Raw genomic sequence first — 23572 nt, forward strand, 5'->3', positions numbered from 1 at the left:
CTGGTCAAGTGACCAGATATCTGCCTACAGTGGAGGCGTCCCGGACCAGGGACCCGCCACGACCAGGAGGACCCGTGCTCCCGACCCCGCTCACCCCCCAGGACGCTGCCGCCCCGCCGGTCGTCGAGGTGCGCCCCGCCGTGCCCGGTGAGCTCGAGGTCGTCACCGACGTCCTGGCCACCGCCTTCGCCGCGGACCCGGTGATGGCGACGTTCACCGGGACCGGACCCGAGCGTCACCGGCGCACCCGCGGCTTCTTCGGGGCCGTGCTGGCGTCGGGGGCCCTGCGCCACGGTGCGGTGGACGTCGCCGTGGGTCCCGACGGGCGCGTGCTGGGTGCGGCGGCCTGGGAGGCCCCCGGGAGCGCGGGTCACCTCCCGGCGCAGGTCGCTCAGCTCCCGACCTTCTGGAAGGCGCTGGGCTGGAGGGGGATCCGTCGTGCCCTGGCCAACCAGGCCGTGCTGGCGCGGCACCGCCCGGTCCCGGAGCACTGGTACCTCACCGCGATCGGGGTGGGCGACGGCGCCCGGGGTCTCGGGGTGGGGTCGACGCTGCTGGCCTCCCGGCTGCGTCAGGTGGACGCCGCCGGGGCGGCCGCCTACCTGGAGGCGTCGACCCCCCGCAGCCGGACGCTCTACGAGTCCTTCGGGTTCCGCTTCCTGGCCACCGTCGAGGCGCTCGGGACCGTCACCGGCCCGGCCTCGATGTGGCGACCGGCGCGCCCGCTCGCCTGACCCGGCCGGGACCGCGGGGCAGGGCCACGGCGGCTGCCCCGCCGGTCAGGACCACCACCGCGGCGACGAGGAACAGCGGTGCGAACCCACCGGCCGCCGCGACCACGAGCGAGGCCAGCAGCGGGCCGAGGTTCTGGGGCAACGAGGACGCGACCCCGAGGACGGCGACGTCACGTCCCCGTCCCTCGACCCCGTCGGTGACCGTGGCCACGACGGCCTGGTCGACCGCCATGAAGGCGCCCCACCCGACCCCGATCACGACGGCGGCGGTCACGACGTCCGTCCGGGTGGGGGAGAGGGCCAGCACGAGGGCCGCCCCGGCCTGCAGCACGCCGGCGGCCACGAGGAAGACCCGCCGCGCCTGCAGCAGGTCCGACAGCGGACCGCAGACGGCGGCGGTGAGCACCGTCGCCACCACGTAGACGACGACCACCTCGACGAGGAACGTCTCGGCGTCGGGCAGGTGCAGGTCGTAGGTGAAGAAGAACAGCAGCAGGGTCGTCCCGAGCGCGTTCCCCAGGGTCAGCAGGCTCCGAGCCGTGAACGCGACCCGCAGCGGTCGTCGCGAGCGCGTCGCCGGCCCCGGTCCGCTCCCGTCCGGCGCCGCTGCGGTCGTGACGGTGTCGACCCGCGGTGGTGGCCGGGTCAGGGCGAAGGGCAGGCAGGTCACCAGCACCGCCAGGGCCAGCAGCGCTCCTCCCCGCGCGAAGTCGTCCCCGCTCGCCCCGGCGAGCGCCGTTCCCAGCACGACACCGGCGGCGTTGGCCACCGCGACGGCCGTGGAGACGGTGGCCTGGTAGCGCGGCGGCACGTGGCGGGCGAGTGCGGTGGTGAGGACCACGCCGGCCGAGCACTGCCCCAGCAGGGCCACCGACCACGCCAGCGTCGCCCCCACCACCGTCGTCTGCAGGCCGAGCGCGACCAGCCCCACCACGCAGACGCCCACCGCCGTGGCGAACCACGCCCGGTGTCCGCTCCCGCTCCCGCCGGCGCGGTCCAGGGAGCGACCCACTCGCGGGACGACCACTGCGGCCACCCCGCCGGCGACGCCCGCGACCACGCCGAACACCAGGACCACCCGGATCCAGGACGTCGACGTCACCAGCCGGGAGGTCAGCCCCGGCAGCAGGACCTGCAGCGGCGCGAACTGGGCGATCCACAACCCCAGCCAGGCCAGCGTGAGGGTGAGCACCCACCGCGTCGGTGGCGGGTCGGCGGCGGTGTCCCCGCTCACGCCGGTGACCCACCGGCGTGCAGCCACACGGCCTTGCGCCGGGTCCACTGGGCGAAGGCCTCCAGCGACTTCTCCGGGGCGCCGAACCCGGAGGACCCGAAACCGCCGAACGGGGTCGCGACGTCCCCCTCGCTGTAGGCGTTGATCGAGACGATCCCGGCGTCGAGGGACCGGGCGAGGCGCAGCGCGCGGTCCACGTCGCGCGTCCACACCGAGGCCGCGAGGCCGTAGCGGGTGTCGTTGGCCCGGGCCACCACCCCGCTCTCGGTCCGGAACGTGGAGACGGTGACGACGGGTCCGAAGACCTCCTCGCGTTCGATCTCGGCCCCGGCGGCCACGTCGACGAGCACCGTGGCCGGGTAGCCGAAACCCGAACCGGGGCAGGGGGTCCCGCCGGTGAGGACACGGGCCCCCGCGGCCACGGCCCGCAGCACGAGACCGTGGACGCGGTCGCGGGCCCCGGCGCTGATCAGCGGCCCGAGCCGGGTGGCCGGGTCCGCGGGGTCGCCGACGGTCAGCGTGGCCACTCGTTCCAGCAGAGCGGACAGGAGTTCCTCGGCGACGTCCTCGTGGACCAGGATCCGCGAGCCCGCGGTGCAGTTCTGGCCGCTGGAGAGGAACGCCGACTCGACCACGTGGTCCAGGAGGCGGTCGAACTCCCCGGGGCCGGCTCCCCGGACCGCGTCGGGGAACACCACCTGGGGGTTCTTGCCGCCCATCTCCAGCGTCACCCGCTTGAACCCGCTGTCCGCGGCCGCCCGCAGGATCGCCGCACCGGCGGTGGTGGAACCCGTGAAGGAGATCGCGTCGACGTCGGGGTGACCCGCCAGGGCCGCGCCGGTGTCGGCGCCCGTTCCGGTGAGGACGGTCAGCGCGCCGTCGGGGAGCCCGGCCTCGCGGGCGAGTTCCGCCAGGTGCAGGGCGGATCCCGGGGTCGCCTCGGCGGGTTTGAGCAGCAGGCCGTTGCCCGCGGCCAGCGCGGGCCCGACCTTCCAGGCCGCCATGGCCAGCGGGTAGTTCCACGGCAGGATCGCCGCGCCTACCCCGACGGGTTCGAGCAGGGTCAACGACAGTGCGTGCCCGGTGCCCCCGTTCGGCCCGCCGGTGACGGGGGAGGTGAGCTTGTCGACGGCACCGGCGAACCAGTGCAGCGACTCCACCGCACCCGGCAGGTCGTTCTCCCGCACCTCGGTGATCGGCCGACCCGACTGGCGGGAGTCCAGGCCCGCCAGGTGGTCCGCGTCGCGTTCCACCAGGTCCGCGAGGCGGTGCAGGACCGCGCCCCGTTCCCGGACCGGACGCGCCGACCAGATCCCCTCCCGGACCCGCTCGCGGGCGACGCGGACGGCCTCGTCCACCTCTGCCGGACCCTGGACGGGGGAGGTGCCGACGGTTTCACCGGTGGCCGGGTCGACGAGGACGATCACGCTCACCGGAGGACCAGCCGGCCGTCGACCTCGACGACGTCACCCCGCCGCTGCAGTTCCGTCAGGTAGCGGTGGCGACCCGCCTCGCCCTTGCCCTCGAAGAAGGACAGCGCCACGGGGAGCAGGTTCGGGAACGCCATCGCGGCGCGGACGAGGCGCGCCTCCCGCGGTTTCGGGTACCCCTCCAACCTCGGTCTGTGCAGCAACCGCACCACGGCGTCCACGACGTCCTCCGCGCTCTGCGGGGGTGACTGGAACTGCAGGGCGTTGCCCCCGTCGACGGCCTCCTGGCGCAGCATCCGGGTGTCGGTGGCCGAGGGCAGGACCGAGGAGACGCGGATGTGCGGCTCCAGGTCCAGGGCGATGGAGAGCATGGCTCCGCGGAGGCCGAACTTGGAGGCGCAGTAGATCGGCGTCTCCGCCTGCGGCATCATCCCGGCGAGCGAGACCGTGGAGATGATGCGCGGGTCGCTCGCTCTGCGCAGCAACGGGATCGCCGCGCGGGTGACGTAGAGGGGGGAGGTCAGGTTCACCAGGAGCTCGTGGTCGATCGACTCCAGGGACCGGTCCGCGAACCGTTCGGCACTGGTCATCCCGGTGTTGTTGACGAGCACGTCGACGTACCCGTAGACGCCGCCCACGTCGTCGAGGAGTTCACTCACCTGCGCCGGGTCGGTGAGGTCACCCACGAAACCCTCGTGGTGCGCGGTCCCCACCCGCGGGAGGTCCGCCACGACCTGCCGGCAGCGCTCGGCGTCGCGGTCGAGCACGGCGATGCTCGCCCCGTCGCGGGCCAGTCGGCGTCCGAGGGCGCTGCCGATGCCGCCGGCGCCGCCGGTGATGACGACCACCTTGCCCCGGGGGTCGAAGCCCGGGGCCCGCAGCAGTCCGGTGAGCGCCCGTGCCGCCTGCCGGATCACGACCGCACCCCGGCGAGGTCGCGGCGGGTACCCGTCTGCAGGCGCCACCCGAACCGGCGTCCGACCGCAGCGCGGTACCGGGTCAGGGCATCGGCGTCGACGTAGCCCTGGTGGCGTGCGGAGGAGTCGAAGGAGAGCCCGCCGGTGAGGTCAGGGGTGTCGTCGGCGATGAACTGCCGGAAGCCCCGGTACTGCTCCGGCCGGTTCCGGCGGTCGTCCAGGTGGCTCGCGATCATCTGCGCCAGGGCGTCGAAGTGCTTGAACGCCCCGGAGTTCGTCTCGGTGAAACCGATGCCGAACAGGCCCTCGTACTGCCGGGAGAAGCTCGTGAGGTAGAGGTCGGGGTGCTGGTCGCTGCCCAGGAAGCGCTGGGCGTAGGGAACCGCGTGGCGGTAGCCGGTCGCGGCGATGATGGTGTCGACCTCGGCCTCCTGACCGTCGGTGAACACCACCCGGTGACCGTCCACAGAACGGATCGCGGGACGTGGTTCGACGTCCCCGTGCTGCAGGGCGAGGAACAGGTTGCTGTTCAGGACGGGGTGGGTCTCGAAGAGCCGGTGGTCGGGTTTCTGCAGGCCCCACCGTTCCGGACGACCGTTCAGCAGGTTCAGGACCCACCCGAAGACCTTCTGCTGCAACCGGACCGGCAGGTGCGGGCCGCCCGCGGCGAAGACGTCGGAGGGTCGTCCGAAGACGTGCTTGGGGATGAACCAGTACCCGCGCCGCATGCTCAGCAGCACGCGGTCGGCGGTCCGGGCCGCGTCGACGGCGATGTCGCACCCGCTGTTGCCGCCACCGACGACGAGGACCCGCCGGCCGCGGACCTCGTCGGCGCTGCGGTAGGTGTTGCTGTGCCGCAGTTCACCGGCGAACTCGCCCGGCAGGTCGGGCAGCACGGGGAACCACTGGGCGCCGCTGCAGCAGACGATCCCCGCGTACTCCCGTCGACGGCCGTCGGTGAGCGTGACCTGCCAGCGGTCGCCGGACCGGTCGACGTCACGGACCTCGACCCCGGTCTCGACGCGGTCGGTGAGGTCGTAGGCGTCGGCGAAGGAGCGCAGGTAGGCGAGGACCTGGCGGTGGTGGGGGTAGTCCGGGTAGTCCGCGGGCATCGGAAAACCTTCGAAACCCGACAACGTGCGGCTGGAGATGAAGTGGGCGGCCTCGTACATCGGCGAACCGGGGGCTTCGATGTCCCAGATGCCGCCGACGCCGTGACGGTCGACGTGGTCGTAGCTCAGACCGCGGGCCCGCAGGGCCCGGGCCGCGGCGAGTCCGGCCGGTCCGGCGCCGACGACGAGCACGGCGTCACCCCGGTCCTCGAGCGGGCCGAGGGTCGGCGAGGGGATGGGCATCAGGACCTCCAGGAGGCGGGGGGAGGGGCGTCGGGCTGTGCAGGAACACGATGCGCGCACGGTCGTCTTCTGGTCAAGCGTCCAGGTCAAATGACCGAAAACTTGTCCGGAGCCCCGACGGGTGTGCGACCATCCCGGGTATGGCGCCACCGAGGACCCGTCGAGACCCGGCCGCGAAACGGGACGAGCTCATCGCCGCCGCCGCCCGGGTGGTCGGCCGTGACGGGGTCGCCGCGACGACCACCCGCCGCATCGCCGAGGAGGCGGGGGTTCCGCTGGGCACCGTCCACTACTGGTTCGCCAGCAAGGACGAACTGGTGCAGGAGGTCGCCCTCGCCCACCTGCGCGAGGTGCAGGGCGCCGGACGCGACGTGGTCCCCGGAGTCGCCGGGGGCCCCGCGGAGGACGCGCTGCGGCGGCTGCAGGCCGCCCTCGCCGCGGAGGAGTCCTTCGACCGGGGCCGCCGCCTGTCCCTCTACGAGTTGACCACCTGGTCGCTGCGGTCCGAGGGACGCGCGGAGATCGCCCGACAGCAGTACAGCGCGATGCGGGAGGCGGCGCGCTCGGTCACCGATCCCTGGGTGCGGGCGCACGTGCCGGACGGCAGCGGCGACGTCGACCCGGAGGTGCTCGCCGGGTTCGTCGGGGTCTTCGTCGACGGACTGGCCCTGGCCGAGCTCGCCGACCCGGAGGGCACGCCGGCCGAAGAACTCCTGCAGTTCTTCAGCCGGCTGATGGGCCTCTGGATCCGGGACCAGGAAGGCTGACCGACCTCAGGGTCGAACGACCCCGGACACCACGACGGCCGTGGCGCCGCCGACCCACACCCGGGAACCGTCCCGCTCGACGTGCACCCGTCCGCTCCGGCCCACCGCCGTTCCCTGCGCCGCGACGTAGCGGGGCGGGAGGTCGGTGAGCCACTGCCCGACGCCGGCGTTCAGGCTGCCCGTGACGGGGTCCTCCACGACGGTCCGGCCGTCGCTGACGAAGGCCCGGACCTCGATCTGCGTCTCGTGCCCGGCGGGGTGCCGCCCCACCACGCCCACGTCGAGGCCGGCCAGCGGACCCGGAACCGGGACCAGCCCCAGAACCGTTGCGGCGTCGCTCACCTGCAGCACCACCCACTGCGGCCCGTTGTGCAGGTGAGAACCCGACACGACGTCCGCGGGGGAGATCCCGAGGCCCGCCACGAGCCGTTCCAGCAGTTCCGCCTCGAGCGGACCCTTCCGGAACAGCGGCGGTGCGGCGAAGGCGAGGTGCGGTTCCCCGACGCGCACCTCGACCAGGCCGGCCCCGCACTCCTGGACGATGACGCCGGGGATCTGCGGGTTCCCTCCCGCGGTCAGCCACGCCCGCACCGAACCCAGCGTGGGGTGCCCGGCGAACGGGAGTTCCTGCTCCGTGGTGAAGATGCGGACCCGGTAGTCGGCGCGGGACGTGCTCGGGCGCAGCAGGAACGTCGTCTCGGACAGGTTCGTCCAGTTCGCGAACCGCTGCATCTGCCCGCTCGTCAGGTCGTCGGCGTCGTGGACGACGGCGACCGGGTTCCCGCCGAGGGGTTCTTCGGAGAAGACGTCGACCTGGGTGAACGGCAGCGCGGGCACCTGTCGACCCTAGAGGCGGGTCGCGGTGCGGACGAGGTCGGCCACGGCGCGGGACCGGCTGCTCGGCGGCCACGCGATGACCGTCGTGACCTCCGGTGCGTCGAGGACCGGGACGGCGACGACGTCGTCGCGCAACTGCGACCGGGCCGATTCCGGGGCGACGGTGAGGGTGCGACCGAGGGCGACGAGCTGCAGCAGTTGCGCGTGGTCGCGGACCTCGGGCCCGGGCCCGTCGGGGTAGCTCCCGTCGGGCCGGGGCCAGCGGGGCATCGGCAGTCCCGCCTGCCCGTCGAGTTCCGCGAGCCGGACGGTGCGGCGGGTCGTGAGCGGGTGGCCCGCGGGGAGGATCGCGACCTGCCCCTCGGTCAGCAGTTCCTCGGTGTCGAAACCCCGGGTGTCGTCGAACGGGCGGTGCAGGATCGCGACGTCGGCGCGGCCGGTGCGCAGCAGACGCTCCTGCTCGGCGGGACCGCAGAGCAGGACCTCGACGTGCGCGGCCCCGGGTTCGGCGGCGTAGGCGTGCAGGAGCTTCGCGAGGAGTTCGCTCGAGGCCGCGGCCTTGGTCGCGAGGACGACGGAGGGTTCGGCCGTCGCCGCGCGGCGGGTGCGCACCTCCGCCGTTTCGACGGCGTCGAGCGCGGCCCGTCCCTCGTGCAGCAGGACGCCACCCGCCTCGGTCAGCGTCACCGAGCGACTGGTCCGCAGGAGGAGGGGGGTCCCCAACCGGCGTTCCAGCCGGCTGATGGCCCGGGAGAGGGGTGGTTGCGCGATGCCGAGCCGCTCCGCCGCGCGACCGAAGTGCAGCTCCTCGGCGACGGCGACGAAGTAGCGCAGCTCCCGGGTCTCCATCCGGGAAGGCTACCCCCATCGATACTCCACGGGTATCGGTCGTGACCGGGACGGTGTTGGACCCGGGAACCGTTGCGCCCGCACGATCGTCGGCATGAGTGAGCAGAAGGTCGCCCTGGTCACCGGGGCCAACAAGGGCATCGGGTTCGAGATCGCCGCCGGGTTGGGGGCGTCGGGTTTCAGCGTCGGGGTCGGAGCCCGCGACAGCGTCCGACGGGAGGAGGCGGTGTCGAGGCTGCGGGAGCGAGGGGTCGACGCGTTCGGCGTCGCGCTGGACGTCACCGACGACAGCAGCGTCGCGGCCGCGGCCGCAGCGGTCGAGGAACGCTGCGGTCGACTGGACTCGCTGGTCAACAACGCCGGCATCACCGGTGGGATGCCGCAGAACCCGACCGGGGTGGACCTGGACATCGTCCGTTCGGTCGTCGAGACCAACGTCCTGGGGGTCATCCGGGTCACCAACGCGATGCTGCCGTTGTTGCTCCGGTCCCCCTCCCCGCGCATCGTGAACCTCTCCAGCAGCGTCGGTTCGCTGACCCGCCAGGCCGGTGCGGGGAGCGCGACGACCACCGGCCCCGTCGCGGTGGCCTACGCGCCGTCGAAGACGTTCCTCAACGCCGTCATGCTGCAGTACGTCCAGGAACTCGCCGGGACGGGCGTCCTCGTCAACGCGGCGTGCCCGGGTTTCGTCGCCACCGACCTCAACGGTCACCGCGGGATCCGCACCCCGGAACAGGGGGCGGCGACGGCGATCCGGTTGGCGACCCTGCCCGACGGCGGACCGACGGGTGGGTTCTTCGAGGACGACGGGGTCATCCCGTGGTGAACGACGTCAGTCGCGGAGCCGGCTGAGTTCCACCAGGTCGGCCTTGCGGATCGTCCCGTGCACGCCGCTCACCCGGTCCACGACCTGGGAGACCGCGAAGTCGCCGGCGGCGGAGAGGTAGGCCAGCGCGTGGGCGGGATCCATCCCGAGGTCGACCAGCAGGGCGATCGCGGTGCGGACCGACTTCCGCATGGCCTCGCCGAGGTCCAGGTCGATGCCGATGGGCACCAGGAGTTCCGGGGTCTCCCCCCACAGCGCGTCGCGGACCCGGACGGCGTCCGCGGGGACGAGGTCGAGGCGGAGGGTGGCGCGCAGCGGTGCCTCGAAGGCGGTCAGCGCGACCTCCCCGTCGCCCTGGGAGTAGTGCGGGTCGCCGGTGTAGAACAACGCGCCGTCGACCTGGACGGGCAGGTGCAGCGTGGAGCCGACCCCGAGCGCCGAGACGTCGACGTTCCCGCCGTGCATCCCCGGCGGGACGGAGTGCAGGTGGTCCGGGCCGGGAGTCCCCACCCCCATGAGACCGAGGAAGGGTCTCAGCGGGAACCGCACCCGGACGTCGGTGTCCGGGCCGGCGGGGAGGCTGCCGCGGCGCAGACCGGTGTCGGGGTCGGTCTCGACCCGGGCCAGCACGGAGACGACGTCGACATCACCGAGCGGGAACTCCCCGGGCAGGGCACCCCGGCCGTGCCGGTTGCTGACCACGCCGTAGTCCGCGCGCAGTTCCAGAGCCTCGACGGTCACCGACAGCACGTCGCCGGGTCGCGCGCCCCGGACGCGGACGGGGCCGGTCACGACGTGCGGGCCCTGGACGAGGGGGTCGTGCGCGACGGAACGGGCGATCTCGACGGCGTCGGCCAGGACGGCCGCCGCGTCGATCCCGCGGGCGGTGAAGAAGGCGAGCGGGTCGCGGCCCTGGTCCTCGAGGATCCCCTCGTGGCTCACGGTGTCGACGACCACGACGTCGCCGGGGTCGACCTCGAGCACGGGGCGGTCCCCGGCGCAGGGCAGGTCGCCCCACCGGACGGTGCTCGGCGTGGAGGGAAGCAGGTGGACCGTCACGGGAGGCTCCTCAGGGCTGGTCTTTGGAACGATCGTTGCATAAGGTCGATGTCGTGGAACAGTCGATCCCGCTCCTGAACCCCGGCCTGCTCCGCTCCTCGGTCGGGGCGCCCGTCGCGCCGCCGCCGCGACTGCTCATGGGCCCGGGGCCGATCACCGTGGACCCGCGCATCCTGAGCGCCATGTCCGCCCAGCTCGTCGGGCAGTACGACCCGGCGATGACGGCGTACATGAACGAGACGCAGGCCCTCTACCGCGAGGTGTTCCGCACCACCAACGAGGCGACCGTCCTCGTCGACGGCACCTCGCGCGCCGGCATCGAGGCGGCGCTGGTGTCCCTCCTCTCGCCCGGCGACGTGGTCCTCGTGCCCGTCTTCGGCCGCTTCGGCCACCTGCTGCGCGAGGTCGCCGAACGCTGCGGCGCGGAGGTCCACACCATCGAGGTCCCCTGGGGTGAGGTGTTCACCCTCGAGGCCCTCGAGGCCGCCGTTCGCGAGGTGCGGCCGAAGCTCGTCGCGATGGTCCAGGGCGACACCTCGACCACCATGAACCAGCCCCTCGAAGGGGTCGGCGCGATGTGCCACCGCTACGACGCCCTGCTCTACGTCGACTGCACGGCCTCGATCGCCGGGAACCCCTTCGAGATGGACGCGTGGGAGGTCGACGCCGCCACCGCCGGTCTGCAGAAGTGCCTCGGTGGTCCCTCGGGCAGTTCCCCGGTCTCGCTGTCCCCGCGCGCCGTCGAGGTGATCCGGGCCCGGCACAGCGTGGAGGCCGGGCTGCGCGCCGACCCGGAGTCCGACGAGGACACCCTGCCGAGCCCGGCCCGCATCCGCTCGAACTACTTCGACCTCGGGATGATCCTCGACTACTGGAGCGAGAAGCGGCTGAACCACCACACCGAGGCCACCACGATGCTCTACGGCGCACGGGAGTGCGCCCGGCTGGTGCTCGAGGAGGGGCTCGAGAACGGGATCGCCCGGCACCGGCTGCACGGCGACGCCATGCTCGCCGGCGTCCGGGGTCTCGGGCTGGAGGTCTACGGCGACGTCGAGCACAAGATGCACAACGTCGTGGCCGTCCTGATCCCCGCCGGGGTCGACGGCGACGCCGTCCGCGCGGAGATGCTGAACGACTACGGCATCGAGATCGGCACGAGTTTCGGCCCGCTCGCCGGCAAGGTCTGGCGCATCGGGACGATGGGTTACAACGCCCGCAAGGACACCGTCCTCGTGACGCTCGCGTCCCTCGAACAGGTGCTCCGTGCGCACGGTGCGGACGTGGCGCCCGGCGGCGGAACCGTGGCGGCGCAGGAGGTCTACGCCCGGTGAGTGCGGCACAGCGCGCGATGGACCGCTGCGAAGAACTCGCCGCGGTCTCCGCGATCGGGCACGGGATCGAACGCGTCCACCTCTCGCCCGAGCACGCCCGGGTCAACGAGATGGCCGCCGGGTGGATGGCCGGGGTCGGGATGCGGACCTGGCGCGACCAGGCGGGCAACCAGTGGGGACGCCTGGAGGGCCGCGAACCCGGGCTGCCCGCGCTCGTGCTCGGTTCGCACCTGGACACCGTGACCGACGCGGGACGCTACGACGGGATGCTCGGCGTCGTGAGCGCGATCGAGGTCGCGGCCCGACTCGTCCCGCGCGCCGCGGAACTGCCGTTCGCGCTCGAGGTGGTCGCGTTCTCCGACGAGGAGGGCACCCGGTTCTCCACCGCGCTCACGGGCAGCTTCGCGGTCGCCGGGAACTGGCACGAGGACTGGTGGGAGCGGACCGACCGCGACGGCGTCAGCGTCCGGTCGGCGGCGGAACGGTTCGGCCTCGACCCCGCCCGGATCGGCGAGGCGGCCCGGAGGCCGGAGGAACTCGTCGGGTACCTGGAACTGCACATCGAACAGGGTCCGCACCTCGAGGCCGCCGGGCGCCCCCTGGGGGTCGTCTCCTCGATCGCGGGAGCCCGGCGCTTCGCCGGCCGCGTCGTCGGTGAGGCCCGCCACGCCGGGGGAACTCCCTACGGCAAGCGGAAGGACGCCCTCGTCGGTGCGTCCCAGGTGGTGCTCGCCGTCGAGCGCCTCGCCGTGGAACTCGGCGGCATCGCCACCGTCGGTCGGCTGCAGGCCTTCCCCGGTGGGGTGAACGTCGTCCCCGGTCTGGTCGAGTTCACCCTCGACGTCCGGGCCGAGCACGACGAGCAGCGCGACGTCCTGGTCGACGCGATCACCGCCTACGCGCAGGAGTTCTGCGGCCTGCGCGGACTGGGTTTCGAACTCATCGAGGTCCACGCCGCGGCGGGGGTGTACTGCGACGCCGACCTCGTGGAGTCCGTCACCGCCGGCATCGCCGCGACCGGTGACCCCGAACCCCTGACGATCTGGAGCCGGGCCGGGCACGACGCCATGGCCATCGCCGCCGTCACCCCCGTCGCCATGATCTTCGTGCGCTGCGAGGACGGCATCAGCCACGCCCCGGGGGAGAAGGTGACCCTCGAGGACGTGGCGATCGGTATCGACGCGTTCGAGGCCACCGTGCTCGACGTGGCCCGCCGACGAGCATGAGCGAACCGGGCGTGAACGAGCCGGGTGTGAGGGGCCGCATCGACGCGGTGTGGTCCGACCTCACCCCCTCCGAACGTCAGGTCGCCGAGGTGGTCCTGGAACGGGCCGACGACCTGGCCGGGTTCAGCGGCGCGGAACTGGCGGAATTCTCCGGTGCTTCGAAGGCGACGGTCAGCCGGTTCTTCCGGCGGCTCGGTTTCACTTCCTACGCCGAGGCCAGGGTGGACGCGCGGTCGTTGCGGGCCCGGGGGGTACCGACGGGCGGTCTCCCCGACGGCAGCCCAGGGCCGGTCGCGACGCACGTCGCGCACGACGTCAAGAACCTCACCCGGACCGCGGAGAACCTCTCTGCCACCGACCTGGACGGCGTCGTCACGACGTTGGCGGCGGCCCGGCGGGTTCTCGTCCTCGGCTGGCGCAACAGCTACCCGGTGGCGTTGCACCTCCGTGAACAGCTCCTCCAGGCCCGGCCTGACGTCTCCGTCGCGCCGTTGCCGGGACAGACCGTTGCCGAGGAGGTCGCGGGACTCGACGCGCGGGACCTCCTCGTCGTCGTGGGTTTCCGGCGTCGGACACCGGCGGTCCCGGCGGTGCTGGAACTGGCCGCGGAGCTCGGGGTCCCGTGCGTCCTGCTCACCGATCCCGCCGCCGGGCCACCCGCGGCCCCCGTCGCGCACCGGCTCGTGGTCCCGGTCGACGGTCCGGGAGCCTTCGACAGCTACGCAGCGGTCATGACGACGGTCGCCGTGCTGGCCGAAGGTGTCCTCGCCCGACGTGGCAGTGCAGGTCGACACCGCGTCGGTGAGGTCGCGAAGGCCCACGACGCGCTGGCCGAGCTCGAGAGCTGACCCCGCGCCCCACCCTCGCCGGATCGACTGGAGCGGAAGTCGGCTCGATCCGCTCTGCGAGAAGCTCTTCGTTCCACTCCGGCGTGACGGAACCTGAGCGACGAGGACTGTGCTCGATCGCGACGGAGTGGGGGCTAGAGGACCGCGAGCATCCCGCCGTCGACGTGCAGCGTCTGCCCGTTGACGAAACCCGAGGCGTCGGAGCACAGGAACAGCAGCGGGCCCACGAGTTCCGCGACGTCGCCCCAGCGGCCGGCGGGGGTCCGCCCGGAGACCCAGGCGGTGAACTCCTCGTCGGCCACCAGGGCCGCGGTGAGTTCGGTCGCGAAGTACCCGGGACCCAGGCCGTTCACCTGGATCCCGTACCCGCCGAGGTCGGCGCACATGCCCTTGGTCAGCATCTTCAGCCCGCCCTTGGTGGCGGCGTAGGGCGCGATCCCCGGGCGGACGACCTCGCTCTGCACGGACAGGACGTTGACGATCTTCCCCCGCCCGCGCGGGACCATCCGCCGGGCCACGGCCCGGGCCACGGTGAACGCGCTGGTGAGGTTCACGTCGAGCAGCCGCCGCCACTCGTCGTCGGTGAACTCGGTGAAGGGCTTCCGCTGCTGCATCCCGGTGTTGTTCACCAGCACGTCGATCGGCGCGACCTCTTCCAGCGCGGCGACCGCGGCGTCCACCGCGGCGGAGTCGGTGACGTCGAACGCGCAGGCGTGGGCGGTGCCCGGACCGAGCGCGCTGAGTTCGGCGGCGACCCGCTCCGCGGCCTCCGCGCTCCGTCCGTTGACGGCGACGTCGCACCCGGCCCGGACCAGACCTTCGGCCAGGGCGCGCCCGATGCCGCGGGTGGAACCGGTCACCAGGGCGAGGCGGCCGGAGACGTCGAAGAGGGAGCTGGCGGTCACGGGGTTCCTCGCAGGTCGGACGGTCCGGGGAGTGGATCGTCTCAGATCCCTCGACGGGCGGGACGCCGGGCGGAGTGCTTGTATTGGACGTTTCGCACCTGAGAACAGGAAACCGCCCACGACGACGTCGGAGGAACCCCATGACCGAGCACCACGGGTCGGATCGTGCCGCGGACGGCGGTGGTGGCCTGACCGGTGCGGTGGTGGTGGTCGCCCTGGTGTCGGCCATCTCGGGTCTGCTCTACGGCTACGACACCGGCATCATCTCCGGTGCCCTGCTGCAGATCAGTGACGACTTCGAGACCGGCAACGGCTGGGAACAGGTCATCGCCGCCTCGATCCTGGCCGGCGCGGTGGTCGGGGCCCTCACGTGCAGTCGGCTCAGCGAACGCCGGGGCCGTCGGGGAACCCTGCTCGTCGTGGCCGTGATCTTCGTGATCGGCACGCTCGGTGCCTCGCTGGCCCCCGATCCCGTGACCCTCTCCCTCGCGCGGCTCGTGCTCGGGTTCGCCGTCGGTGGCGCGACCCAGACCGCCCCCACCTTCGTCGCCGAGCTGTCGCCGACGAAGTACCGCGGTCGCCTCGTCCTGTGCTTCCAGATCGCCATCGGGGTCGGCATCCTCATCGCCACGATCGTCGGAGCCAGCGAGAAGGTGGACTGGCGGATCTCGATCGGCGCGGCCTCCGTCCCGGCGGCGATCATGTTCCTGCTGATGCTCCGCCTGCCGGAGAGCCCGCGCTGGCTGCTGAAGTCGGACCAGGAGGACCGGGCCCGTGAGGCGCTCGAGCGCGTCCGTCCCGACCGCGCCGACGTGGACGGGGAACTGCGCGAGATCAGCGGGCTCGTGCACGCCGAGAGCGAGGCCAGCACCAAGGGCTGGCGGGGACTGCGCGAGGCGTGGGTGCGGCCGGCGCTGATCGTCGGCTGCGGGCTGGCGATCTTCACCCAGCTGTCCGGGATCGAGATGATCGTCTACTACTCCCCGACGATCCTCACCGACAACGGGTTCTCCGACAGCGCCGCGCTGCAGGTCTCGGTCGCCCTCGGCGCCACCTACCTGCTCACCCAGCTCATCGGCCTCGCCATCATCGACCGGGTCGGCCGGCGTCGGCTCACGCTCATCACGCTCCCGGGGGCGGCCCTGTCGCTGATCGTGCTGGGCACGTTCTTCGTCACCGGCCACGACGGCAAGGCGCAGGTCCCGTGGATCGTGGCCACCCTCGTCGCGTTCATGGCCTTCACCGCCGGGGGGATCCAGCTCATGGGCTGGCTCACGGGTTCCGAGATCTACCCGCTCGCCACCCGGTCCGCCGGCGCCGCCGCCCAGTCGGCGTCGTTGTGGGGGACGAACCTGCTCATCACGTTGTCGTTGCTGAGCATCATCGACACGATCGGCACGGGCCAGACGTTCTGGCTCTACGCCGCGTTCAACGTCGTCTCGTTCGTCTTCCTGTACCGGAAGATGCCCGAGCTCACGGGGCACAGCCTGGAGGAGATCGAGAGCCGGCTGCACGAGGGCCGGTTCCGTCCGCGCGACTTCGCGCAGGCTCGCGAGAAGACGTCCGCACGGTGATCGTCCGCCCCGTGATCGTCCGCCCGGTGACGGTTCACGCGAGCCGCGCGTCGACGAACCGCAACCACCCGGGGACCAGGCTGCGCCAGTAGCCCATGGTGTGGGCGCCGTCGCCGATCCCGCCCGCCGGGGCGGGATCGCAGGCCGCCCGGTACGCCTCGGTCTGCTCCCGGAAGGGGTCGTCGACCCCGCAGGACACCGAGAGCGCGACCGACCCCGTCGCCGGGCCGGGGACCAGGTCGCCGAACTCCCGCCAGTCGGCGGCGTCGTCGAAGGACCCCGCCGACGTCGCCCCGGCGGAGGCGAACAACGCCGGGCTCCCCGCGGCCGCGGCGACGAGTTCCCCCGACGTGGGGAACCGTCCCGCGGTGACCTCCCGGGCCAGCAGGAGGGCGCCGAAGCCACCCATCGACCACCCCGCGACCGCCCAGCGGGACAGGTCGAACCCCGTGTCGTGGAGCCGGGGGAACAGTTCCTCGCGCAGCATCGCGAGCGGGTCGTCACCGTTCGCGCGGGGGTGCCAGTAGCTCGACCCGCCGTCGACGGAGACCACCGCCAACGGGGACCCACCGCCCCCGACGTGCGCGGCGAGGAACTGGTGGACGCCCAGCTGGGTGAACGCGGCGCGCGCGTCGTCACCGCGGCCGTGCAGGACGAGGAGCACCGGCAGACCGGCCGGGGCCACGCCCGGGGGAGTCGCCCAGCCCCAGGTCACCGGGCGAGCGCGGGCCGCGGAGTCGAAGGTCGCGAAGACGGGTTCCCCGGCCCCGGCCGACGGCACGGGGTCCGCGACCTGCCCGATGCCCAGGGTCGTCCGGATCCGGCTCCGGACGGGCCGGACCTCCAGGGCCACCGCGGCCCCGCCCACGACGAGCACACCGGCACCGGTCGCGAGCACTGCCCGCCGCGTCGAGGTCGTCACTCTCCGATGGTGGCCCGGCACCCCCGTCGAGGGGTGCCGGTCACCGGATCTCCGCGAGGACTCCCCAGGACCTCGTCCCGCCGCCCGTCCCGCCTCCCGTCCCGCAGCCCGTCGTCACTCGGCGAGGACGCACCGCCCGCCGCCGGAGCGCTTGGCCGCGTACATCGCGGCGTCGGCCCGGGAGAGCAGCGAGTCGGCGTCGTCGCCGTCCTCGAAGGCGGTCAGCCCCACGCTGGCGCTGATCGTGGCCGGCCCGGCGGAGAGCAGGAACGGCGTGCGCAGCGCCACGACGACGGCCTCGGCCGTGTCGTCGGCGACCCCGGGGAAGAGGTCGGGCAGGACCAGGGCGAACTCGTCGCCCCCGAGCCGGGCGGCGAAACCGCCGGCCCCGGCCGCGCTGCGCAGCCGGTCCGCGACCTCGCAGAGCAGCTCGTCACCCGCCGCGTGCCCGAGCGTGTCGTTCACGGCCTTGAACCCGTCGAGGTCGACGAAGAGGACCGCGATGGCCGACTCCGCGCCCACGGCCTGCTCCAGCCGGCTGGTGAAGGCCCGCCGGTTCGGCAGCCCGGTCAGCGGGTCGACGAGGGCCAGCCGTTCCGCCTCCGCGGCCAGTCGCAGCCGGACCAGCGCGGCCGAGGCCAGCGAGCCCAGCGAGGCCAGGGCGACCTCGTCGAACTGCTGACCCTCCCGGTTGCTCGCCCGGGGGGCGACGATCCAGCGCAGCGGGTCCTCGTCGCCGAGCTCGTACCCGACCTCGCCAGGACCGGGGGGCTGGGTCCGGACCGCGAGGCGCCCGCCGGAGACCAGCGTCGCGGGCTGTGCTTCGAGCACGGTCACGAGGTCGTCCGCGGTGGTCACCGCGTGGATGCGGACGGCGGCCTCGAACAGCTGACGCTGCTGCGCACGGCTCTGGTGGGCGCGTCGCCACGCCCACGCCGCGACAACGACGGCCATCCCGGGCACGAGGATCAGCGAGGCGATCCACGTGGGCATCGCGATGTTGACGGCCGCCGCGAGGTAGCCGAGGACGGAGACGAGCAGGAACAGCGCCCCACCGATGAGCGCGCCCGGGTCGGCCAGTTCCTCGAACAGCGTCCGGCGGTACTCGATCGCGATGGACACGGCCGAGAGCAGGGTGTCGGCGGCGAAGTAGGTCGCCGCCCCGGCCAGCACCGCGAACAGCTGCGCCGGACGGACCGGGTCGAGCGGCTGCAGCGCGGCGACGACCAGGGTCGCGAGCAGGCTGGAGACGATCGAGGAACCGGCGTTGAAGAGCCGGCTCGTCCAGGCCCGCCGGTCGACCAGGTACGCGGGCAGCGCGGTGAGCGGCCAGGCCAGCAGCGCGACGGGGGTGTCGTAGAAGGTCTGCAGGTAGAACAGCAGCACGGGGGCGAAGGGCACCTGGATGCCGGTGGCCACGCTCGTCACCATCAGCGGGAAGCGGGTGAGGACCCAGCCGACGGGGATGCAGAGGGCCAGCGCCGTGAAGACGTCCCGGTTGGCCCCGGTCGCGTGCCACCACAGGGCGGCGCCCACCAGCACGAGCAGTCCCGCCGCGAAGACACCGACGTCGAAGAGCACGGACGTGCTCACACGGCGTCGGGCGCGAGCGGTGTCCACGTCCTCTGGTCGGCAGGAGCGCGGCGGTCCTTGAGCCTCCGCGGCGGCGGTAGCCTGAGCACGCCGATCTCCCCCCTCCTCGAAGGAGCGCCGCGCATGGGCCGCGTCGTCATCGACGTCATGCCGAAACCCGAGATCCTCGACCCGCAGGGGAAGGCCGTCGTCGGCGCCCTTCCGCGCCTCGGGTTCGATCTCTTCACCAGCGTCCGTCAGGGCAAGCGCTTCGAGCTGGAGGTGGCCGGCGAGGTCACCCCCGAGGTGCTCGAGCAGGCCCGGAAGGCCGCCGAGACGCTGCTCTCGAACCCCGTGATCGAGGACGTCGTCAGCGTCCGGGACGCCTCCGGCACCCCGGCCGAGGTCACCGCGTGAAGATCGGCGTCGTGACCTTCCCCGGGTCGCTCGACGACGGCGACGCCCGTCGCGCGGTGCGTCTCGCCGGCGGCGAGGCCGTCGTGCTCTGGCACGCCGACGCCGACCTGCACGGGGTCGACGCGGTCGTCCTGCCGGGCGGGTTCTCCTACGGCGACTACCTGCGCTGCGGCGCGATCGCCCGCTTCGCGCCCGTGATGGCCGAGGTCGTCCGCGCGGCCGGGGGCGGGATGCCCGTCCTGGGCATCTGCAACGGCTTCCAGGTGCTGTGCGAGTCGCACCTGCTGCCGGGTGCGCTGGTCCGCAACGACCACCAGAAGTTCCTGTGCCGCGACCAGCGGCTGCGGGTCGAGTCGACCGCCACCGCGTGGACGTCCACGTACGCGGCGGGACAGGAGATCACGATCCCGCTGAAGAACGGCGAAGGCGGTTTCGTCGCCGACACCGCGACGCTGGACCGCCTCGAGGGGGAGGGCCGCGTGGTCTTCCGCTACCTCGACGGCAACCCCAACGGGTCGATGCGCGACATCGCCGGGATCAGCAACGAACGCGGCAACGTCGTGGGGCTCATGCCGCACCCCGAGCACGCCGTCGAGGAACTGTTCGGTCCGGGACTGGACGGCCTCGGCCTGTTCACCTCGGTGCTGAGCGCCGGACTGGAGGCACTCGCGTGAGCACGCTCACCGCCCTGGACACCGTGGGTCGTGCGGAGCAGACGCCGGACCACCCGCAGCCGTGGAAGGAACTCGGCCTCAAGGCCGACGAGTACGAGCGGATCCGCGAGATCCTGCAGCGCCGCCCCACCGGCGCCGAGCTCGCGATGTACTCGGTCATGTGGAGCGAGCACTGCTCCTACAAGAGCTCCAAGGTCCACCTCAAGACCTTCGGCGACCACCTCACCGAGGACATGAAGACGTCCCTCATGGTCGGGATCGGCGAGAACGCCGGGGTCGTCGACATCGGTCAGGGCTGGGCCGTGACCTTCAAGGTCGAGTCCCACAACCACCCCAGCTACATCGAGCCCTACCAGGGTGCGGCCACCGGCGTCGGCGGGATCATCCGCGACATCATGGCCATGGGTGCCCGCCCGATCGCCGTCATGGACTCGCTGCGGTTCGGGGCGATCGACCACCCCGACACCGCCCGCGTCGTCCCGGGCGTCGTGTCCGGGGTCGGCGGGTACGGCAACTGCATCGGGCTGCCGAACATCGGTGGCGAGGTCGTCTTCGACCCGACCTACCAGGGCAACCCCCTCGTCAACGCCCTCTGCATCGGTTCGCTGCGCCACGAGGACCTGCACCTGGCCAACGCCCGTGGCGTCGGCAACCTCGTCGTGCTCTTCGGCGCCCGCACCGGCGGCGACGGCATCGGCGGCGTCTCGGTGCTGGCTAGCGAGACGTTCGACGCGACCGGCCCCTCGAAGCGGCCGGCCGTCCAGGTCGGGGACCCGTTCCAGGAGAAGGTGCTCATCGAGTGCTGCCTGGACCTGTTCCACGCCGGTCTGGTCGAGGGCATCCAGGACCTCGGCGGGGCCGGGTTGTCCTGCGCCACGAGCGAACTGGCCTCGGCCGGTGACGGCGGGATGGTCATCCACCTCGACCGCGTCCCGCTGCGCGACCCCTCGCTCTCGCCCGAGGAGATCCTCATGAGCGAGTCCCAGGAACGCATGATGGCGATCGTCACGCCGGCGAACGTCGAGGAGTTCCTCGCGGTCACCGCGAAGTGGGACGTCGAGGCCGCCGTGCTCGGCGAGGTCACCGACGGCACCCACCTCGTCGTGCAGTGGCACGGCGAGACCGTCGTCGACGTCCCGCCGCGCACCGTCGCCCACGACGGCCCGGTCTACGAACGCCCCTACCAACGTCCCGCGTCGCAGGACGCGCTGCAGGCGAACACCCCCGACTCCCTGCCCCGTCCCGGCACCGACGTGGAACTTCGTGACACCCTGCTGCGCATGGTCGCCTCGCCGAACCTCTGCTCGCGGGCGTGGGTCACCGACCAGTACGACCGCTACGTCATGGGGGGACGGCGCTCGCGACCCCCGACGACGCGGGTGTCGTGCGCGTCGACGAGGAGACGAACCTCGGGGTCGCGCTGAGCCTCGACGGGAACGGCCGGTTCGCGCGGCTCGACCCGCGCACCGGGGCCCAGCTCGCGCTGGCCGAGGCGTACCGGAACGTGGCCGCGGCCGGGGCGAAACCCCTCGCGGTCACCGACTGCCTGAACTTCGGTTCGCCCGAGGACTCCGGGGTCATGTGGCAGTTCGCCGAGGCCGTGCAGGGTCTGGCGCTCGCGTGCGAGGAACTCGGGGTTCCCGTCACCGGTGGCAACGTGTCGCTCTACAACCAGACCGGTGACGACGGTCTGAACTCCGCGATCCTCCCCACCCCGGTCATTGGGGTCCTGGGCGTCCTCGACGACGTCCGTCGTCGCACCCCGTCGGGGTGGAAGGAGTCCGGGCAGAACGTCTACCTGCTCGGCACCACCCGCGACGAACTCGGTGGTTCCGAGTGGGCCTGGGCCGAACACGGTCACCTCGGCGGCCTGCCGCCGGTGCTCGACCTCGCCCACGAGAAGCTCCTCGGGGACATCCTCGTGCAGTGCTCGCGCGACGGTCTGATCGACGCCGCCCACGACCTGTCCGACGGTGGCCTCGCGCAGGCCCTCGTCGAGTCCGTCCTGCGGTACGGGGTCGGCGCACGGGTGTGGCTCGACGAACTCCTCGACCGCGACGGGATCGACGCGTTCACCGCGTTGTTCTCCGAGTCGGCCGGCCGGGCGATCGTGTCCGTGCCGCGCGAGGAGGAGATCCGGTTCACCGACATGTGCACCGCGCGCGGTCTCGCGCACGTGCGCATCGGGGTGACCGACGACGGCGACGGGAGCGTGCCCGGCCTGCTCGACGTGCAGGGCCGGTTCCAGGTTCCCGTCGCGGAACTCCGCGAGGCGCACACGGGGACGCTGCCCCGGCACTTCGGCTGAGTCCCCACCCACCCACCGCCCGGTGGGACGAACGCAGGAGGAACTGTGACCCCACCCGCCCCGACCCGTTTCGCCGTCGTCGGGAGCGGGTGGAGGTCGCAGTTCTTCGTGCGCCTCGCCCGGATGGCGCCCGACCGGCTGCGGGTGACCTCGGTGGTCACCCGCACCGCCGGTCGTGCCGAGGAGATCAGCGCCGGGTGGGGGGTTCCCGCGGTGCTGACCCTGGAGGAGGCGTTGCGCGAGCGGCCCGACTTCGTCATCGCGTCGGTGCCCTGGGCCGCGATGCCGGACCTCGTCCGCGAACTCGTCGCGGCGGGCGTGCCGGTCCTGGCCGAGACGCCGCCCGCCCCGGACGTCGAGGGTCTGCGGTCGTTGTGGCACGACGTCGGCGGTTCCGGACGCGTCCAGGTGGCGGAGCAGTACCTGCTGATGCCCGGTCACGCGGCCCGGCTGGCCGTCGTCCGCGACGGGACCATCGGGGAACCGACGTCGGTGCAGATCTCCTCGACGCACATGTACCACGCGGTGTCGCTGGTCCGAGGCCTCCTCGGCGTCGGGACGGAGGACGTCGTCGTGAACGCCCGCGAGTTCACCGCCCCGCTCCTGGACCCGCTCTCGGGTGCCGGGTGGGACCCGTCGGCGCGACCCCGGGACGCGACGACGACCCTCGCGACTCTCGACTTCGGCGGCCGCACGGGGCTCTACGACTTCACCGACAACCAGTGGTGGAACCCGCTGCGGGGCCGTCGCCTCCTGGTGCGGGGAACCCGCGGTGAGATCGCGGACGACGCCGTGACGCGGCTCGTCGACCCGGTCACCCCGGTCACCTCGCTCCTCTCCTACCGGCGGCGCGGGATCGACCTGAACCTCGAGGGCGTGGACCTCGACACGATCGCCCTCGACGGCCGGGTCGTGCACCGCAACGCCTGGGCCGGGACGCGGATGAGCGACGACGACGTGGCCGTGGCCGAACTCCTGGCCCGGACGGGGGCCTGGGCGCGCGGCGAGGGGGATGAGCCGTACCCGTTGGCGCAGGCCTGCCAGGACCACGCGATCAGCCTGGCCATGGCCGAGTCGGCCCGCGCGCACGCCGACGTCCGGGTCGGCGGCGAACCCTGGAGCTGAGACCGCCCGCGCCGCGCCGGGCCGGCGGGTTCTGGTTCAGCCGGTTCAGCCGGCCAGGCTGAGGCGCAGGGCCGCGAACAACTCCTGCTGGATCTGCGTCATCGTCCGGCCCGTGTCGTCCGCGATCCAGGTCTCGAACGCGACCCGGAACACCGTGATCGTGGAGTGCGCCAGCAGGGTCGCCGCGGGTTCGTCGACCCCGCGCTCGCGCAGGGCAGCGGCCACGGCCGTCGCCAGGGCGCTCATCTTCAGCTGTTCGCGTTCGGCGAGCGCGGGGTGGCCGAAGACGACCGCCGCGCGGCGCCGGGCCCACGGCCGGCGTTCCTCGCCGAAGAACTCGCTCGAACCGGCCAGCGCGTCCGCGGCCATCTCGGCGGGGGCGGTGGCGGCGGAGTTCGCCACGGCGAGGGTGAACTCCTCCAGCAGTCGCTCGCTGCCCGCGAACAGCACTTCGCGCTTGTCGCTGAAGCAGCGGAAGAACGTCCGCTCGGTCACCCCGGCGCGGGCCGCGATCTCGGCCACGGTGGTCCGCTCGTAGCCCTGCTCGTCGAAGAGGTCGAGGGCCGCCTGCTGCAACCGCTGCGACGAACCGGGTTCCCACCGTGCCATGTCCCCATCCTAGGTGATGACAGAACCTGACATCGAGCGCTACGGTGATGTCG

The 23572-nt window shown here is 72.9% G+C and carries 21 protein-coding genes and 1 pseudogene; 11 read left to right on the top strand and 11 right to left on the bottom strand.

Annotated features, from left to right (window positions below; translation table 11 throughout):
- Positions 1 to 74: 74 nt before the first annotated feature.
- Positions 75 to 734: a GNAT family N-acetyltransferase gene (locus SJY07_RS16715; protein ID WP_380160616.1), complete on the top strand. Its 660-nt coding sequence runs from the start codon at positions 75 to 77 to the stop codon at positions 732 to 734.
- On the opposite strand, the gene SJY07_RS16720 is transcribed toward SJY07_RS16715, so the two are convergent.
- Genes SJY07_RS16720 through SJY07_RS16735 form a run of 4 tightly spaced genes read right to left on the bottom strand, consistent with a single transcriptional unit; the run spans position 688 to position 5670 of the window.
- Positions 688 to 1968, bottom strand: coding sequence for an MFS transporter (locus SJY07_RS16720; RefSeq protein ID WP_380160618.1), 1281 nt, complete (start codon positions 1966 to 1968; stop codon positions 688 to 690). The two genes, SJY07_RS16715 and SJY07_RS16720, sit on opposite strands and share 47 nt — an antisense overlap.
- On the bottom strand, positions 1965 to 3401 hold the full coding sequence (locus SJY07_RS16725) for an aldehyde dehydrogenase family protein (RefSeq protein ID WP_380160620.1): 1437 nt from the start codon (positions 3399 to 3401) through the stop codon (positions 1965 to 1967). The genes SJY07_RS16720 and SJY07_RS16725 overlap by 4 nt, the downstream gene beginning before the upstream one ends.
- Positions 3398 to 4315 (bottom strand): SDR family NAD(P)-dependent oxidoreductase, encoded by a 918-nt coding sequence (locus SJY07_RS16730; protein WP_380160622.1) that lies wholly within the window; start codon positions 4313 to 4315, stop codon positions 3398 to 3400. Before SJY07_RS16730 ends, SJY07_RS16725 begins: the two co-directional genes overlap by 4 nt.
- The gene (locus SJY07_RS16735) at positions 4312 to 5670 is read right to left on the bottom strand and encodes a flavin-containing monooxygenase (RefSeq protein ID WP_380160624.1); all 1359 of its coding nucleotides are present in this window, start codon (positions 5668 to 5670) and stop codon (positions 4312 to 4314) included. The genes SJY07_RS16730 and SJY07_RS16735 overlap by 4 nt, the downstream gene beginning before the upstream one ends.
- A gap of 140 nt (positions 5671 to 5810) precedes the next feature.
- Between SJY07_RS16735 and SJY07_RS16740 the strand changes: the two genes are divergently transcribed.
- Positions 5811 to 6437 (top strand): TetR/AcrR family transcriptional regulator, encoded by a 627-nt coding sequence (locus tag SJY07_RS16740; RefSeq protein WP_380160626.1) that lies wholly within the window; start codon positions 5811 to 5813, stop codon positions 6435 to 6437.
- Positions 6438 to 6443: 6 nt separating this feature from the next.
- Here the strand turns inward: SJY07_RS16740 and SJY07_RS16745 are convergent, their stop codons facing one another.
- Complete coding sequence (locus tag SJY07_RS16745) at positions 6444 to 7274, bottom strand: PhzF family phenazine biosynthesis protein (RefSeq protein ID WP_380160628.1); 831 nt, start codon at positions 7272 to 7274, stop codon at positions 6444 to 6446.
- Between the two features lie 9 nt (positions 7275 to 7283).
- Entirely contained in the window at positions 7284 to 8123 is an 840-nt protein-coding gene (locus SJY07_RS16750) for a LysR family transcriptional regulator (protein ID WP_380160630.1), read from the bottom strand.
- A 94-nt stretch (positions 8124 to 8217) separates the two neighbouring features.
- On the opposite strand from SJY07_RS16750, the gene SJY07_RS16755 reads away from it, so the two are divergent.
- Positions 8218 to 8949, top strand: a complete 732-nt coding sequence (locus tag SJY07_RS16755) for an SDR family oxidoreductase (protein ID WP_380160631.1) — start codon at positions 8218 to 8220, stop codon at positions 8947 to 8949.
- A 6-nt stretch (positions 8950 to 8955) separates the two neighbouring features.
- Here SJY07_RS16755 and SJY07_RS16760 read toward each other — a convergent pair whose 3' ends face one another.
- Complete coding sequence (locus tag SJY07_RS16760) at positions 8956 to 10008, bottom strand: acetamidase/formamidase family protein (RefSeq protein ID WP_380160633.1); 1053 nt, start codon at positions 10006 to 10008, stop codon at positions 8956 to 8958.
- A gap of 137 nt (positions 10009 to 10145) precedes the next feature.
- Between SJY07_RS16760 and SJY07_RS16765 the strand changes: the two genes are divergently transcribed.
- Genes SJY07_RS16765 through SJY07_RS16775 form a run of 3 tightly spaced genes read left to right on the top strand, consistent with a single transcriptional unit; the run spans position 10146 to position 13413 of the window.
- A complete protein-coding gene (locus tag SJY07_RS16765; RefSeq protein WP_380162376.1) occupies positions 10146 to 11339 on the top strand; it encodes a pyridoxal-phosphate-dependent aminotransferase family protein in 1194 nt (397 codons plus the stop codon).
- Positions 11340 to 11356: 17 nt separating this feature from the next.
- A complete protein-coding gene (locus tag SJY07_RS16770) occupies positions 11357 to 12565 on the top strand; it encodes an allantoate amidohydrolase (RefSeq protein ID WP_380162378.1) in 1209 nt (402 codons plus the stop codon).
- Positions 12566 to 12591: 26 nt separating this feature from the next.
- Positions 12592 to 13413: a MurR/RpiR family transcriptional regulator gene (locus SJY07_RS16775; RefSeq protein WP_380160635.1), complete on the top strand. Its 822-nt coding sequence runs from the start codon at positions 12592 to 12594 to the stop codon at positions 13411 to 13413.
- A gap of 134 nt (positions 13414 to 13547) precedes the next feature.
- Here SJY07_RS16775 and SJY07_RS16780 read toward each other — a convergent pair whose 3' ends face one another.
- Entirely contained in the window at positions 13548 to 14318 is a 771-nt protein-coding gene (locus SJY07_RS16780) for an SDR family oxidoreductase (RefSeq protein WP_380160637.1), read from the bottom strand.
- Between the two features lie 140 nt (positions 14319 to 14458).
- On the opposite strand from SJY07_RS16780, the gene SJY07_RS16785 reads away from it, so the two are divergent.
- The gene (locus SJY07_RS16785) at positions 14459 to 15892 is read left to right on the top strand and encodes a sugar porter family MFS transporter (RefSeq protein ID WP_380160639.1); all 1434 of its coding nucleotides are present in this window, start codon (positions 14459 to 14461) and stop codon (positions 15890 to 15892) included.
- Positions 15893 to 15926: 34 nt separating this feature from the next.
- Here SJY07_RS16785 and SJY07_RS16790 read toward each other — a convergent pair whose 3' ends face one another.
- Both SJY07_RS16790 and SJY07_RS16795 read right to left on the bottom strand, forming a co-directional pair.
- Positions 15927 to 16814, bottom strand: a complete 888-nt coding sequence (locus tag SJY07_RS16790; protein ID WP_380160641.1) for an alpha/beta hydrolase — start codon at positions 16812 to 16814, stop codon at positions 15927 to 15929.
- Positions 16815 to 16928: 114 nt separating this feature from the next.
- Complete coding sequence (locus tag SJY07_RS16795) at positions 16929 to 18407, bottom strand: diguanylate cyclase domain-containing protein (protein WP_380160643.1); 1479 nt, start codon at positions 18405 to 18407, stop codon at positions 16929 to 16931.
- 123 nt (positions 18408 to 18530) lie between these two features.
- Here SJY07_RS16795 and purS point away from each other — a divergent pair, with 123 nt between their 5' ends.
- From purS to SJY07_RS16815, 4 genes and pseudogenes are all read left to right on the top strand, one after another.
- Positions 18531 to 18803, top strand: a complete 273-nt coding sequence (gene purS / locus SJY07_RS16800; protein WP_328293084.1) for a phosphoribosylformylglycinamidine synthase subunit PurS — start codon at positions 18531 to 18533, stop codon at positions 18801 to 18803.
- On the top strand, positions 18800 to 19477 hold the full coding sequence (gene purQ, locus SJY07_RS16805) for a phosphoribosylformylglycinamidine synthase subunit PurQ (protein WP_328293083.1): 678 nt from the start codon (positions 18800 to 18802) through the stop codon (positions 19475 to 19477). Before purS ends, purQ begins: the two co-directional genes overlap by 4 nt.
- Positions 19474 to 21785, top strand: a pseudogene (purL, locus tag SJY07_RS16810) (phosphoribosylformylglycinamidine synthase subunit PurL). Before purQ ends, purL begins: the two are co-directional and overlap by 4 nt.
- A gap of 45 nt (positions 21786 to 21830) precedes the next feature.
- Complete coding sequence (locus SJY07_RS16815; RefSeq protein ID WP_328293081.1) at positions 21831 to 22910, top strand: Gfo/Idh/MocA family oxidoreductase; 1080 nt, start codon at positions 21831 to 21833, stop codon at positions 22908 to 22910.
- A gap of 45 nt (positions 22911 to 22955) precedes the next feature.
- Here the strand turns inward: SJY07_RS16815 and SJY07_RS16820 are convergent, their stop codons facing one another.
- Complete coding sequence (locus SJY07_RS16820; RefSeq protein ID WP_328293080.1) at positions 22956 to 23519, bottom strand: helix-turn-helix domain-containing protein; 564 nt, start codon at positions 23517 to 23519, stop codon at positions 22956 to 22958.
- Positions 23520 to 23572 lie beyond the last annotated feature (53 nt).

The organism is Kineococcus sp. R86509, from assembly GCF_042466365.1.
Lineage (GTDB): Bacteria > Actinomycetota > Actinomycetes > Actinomycetales > Kineococcaceae > Kineococcus.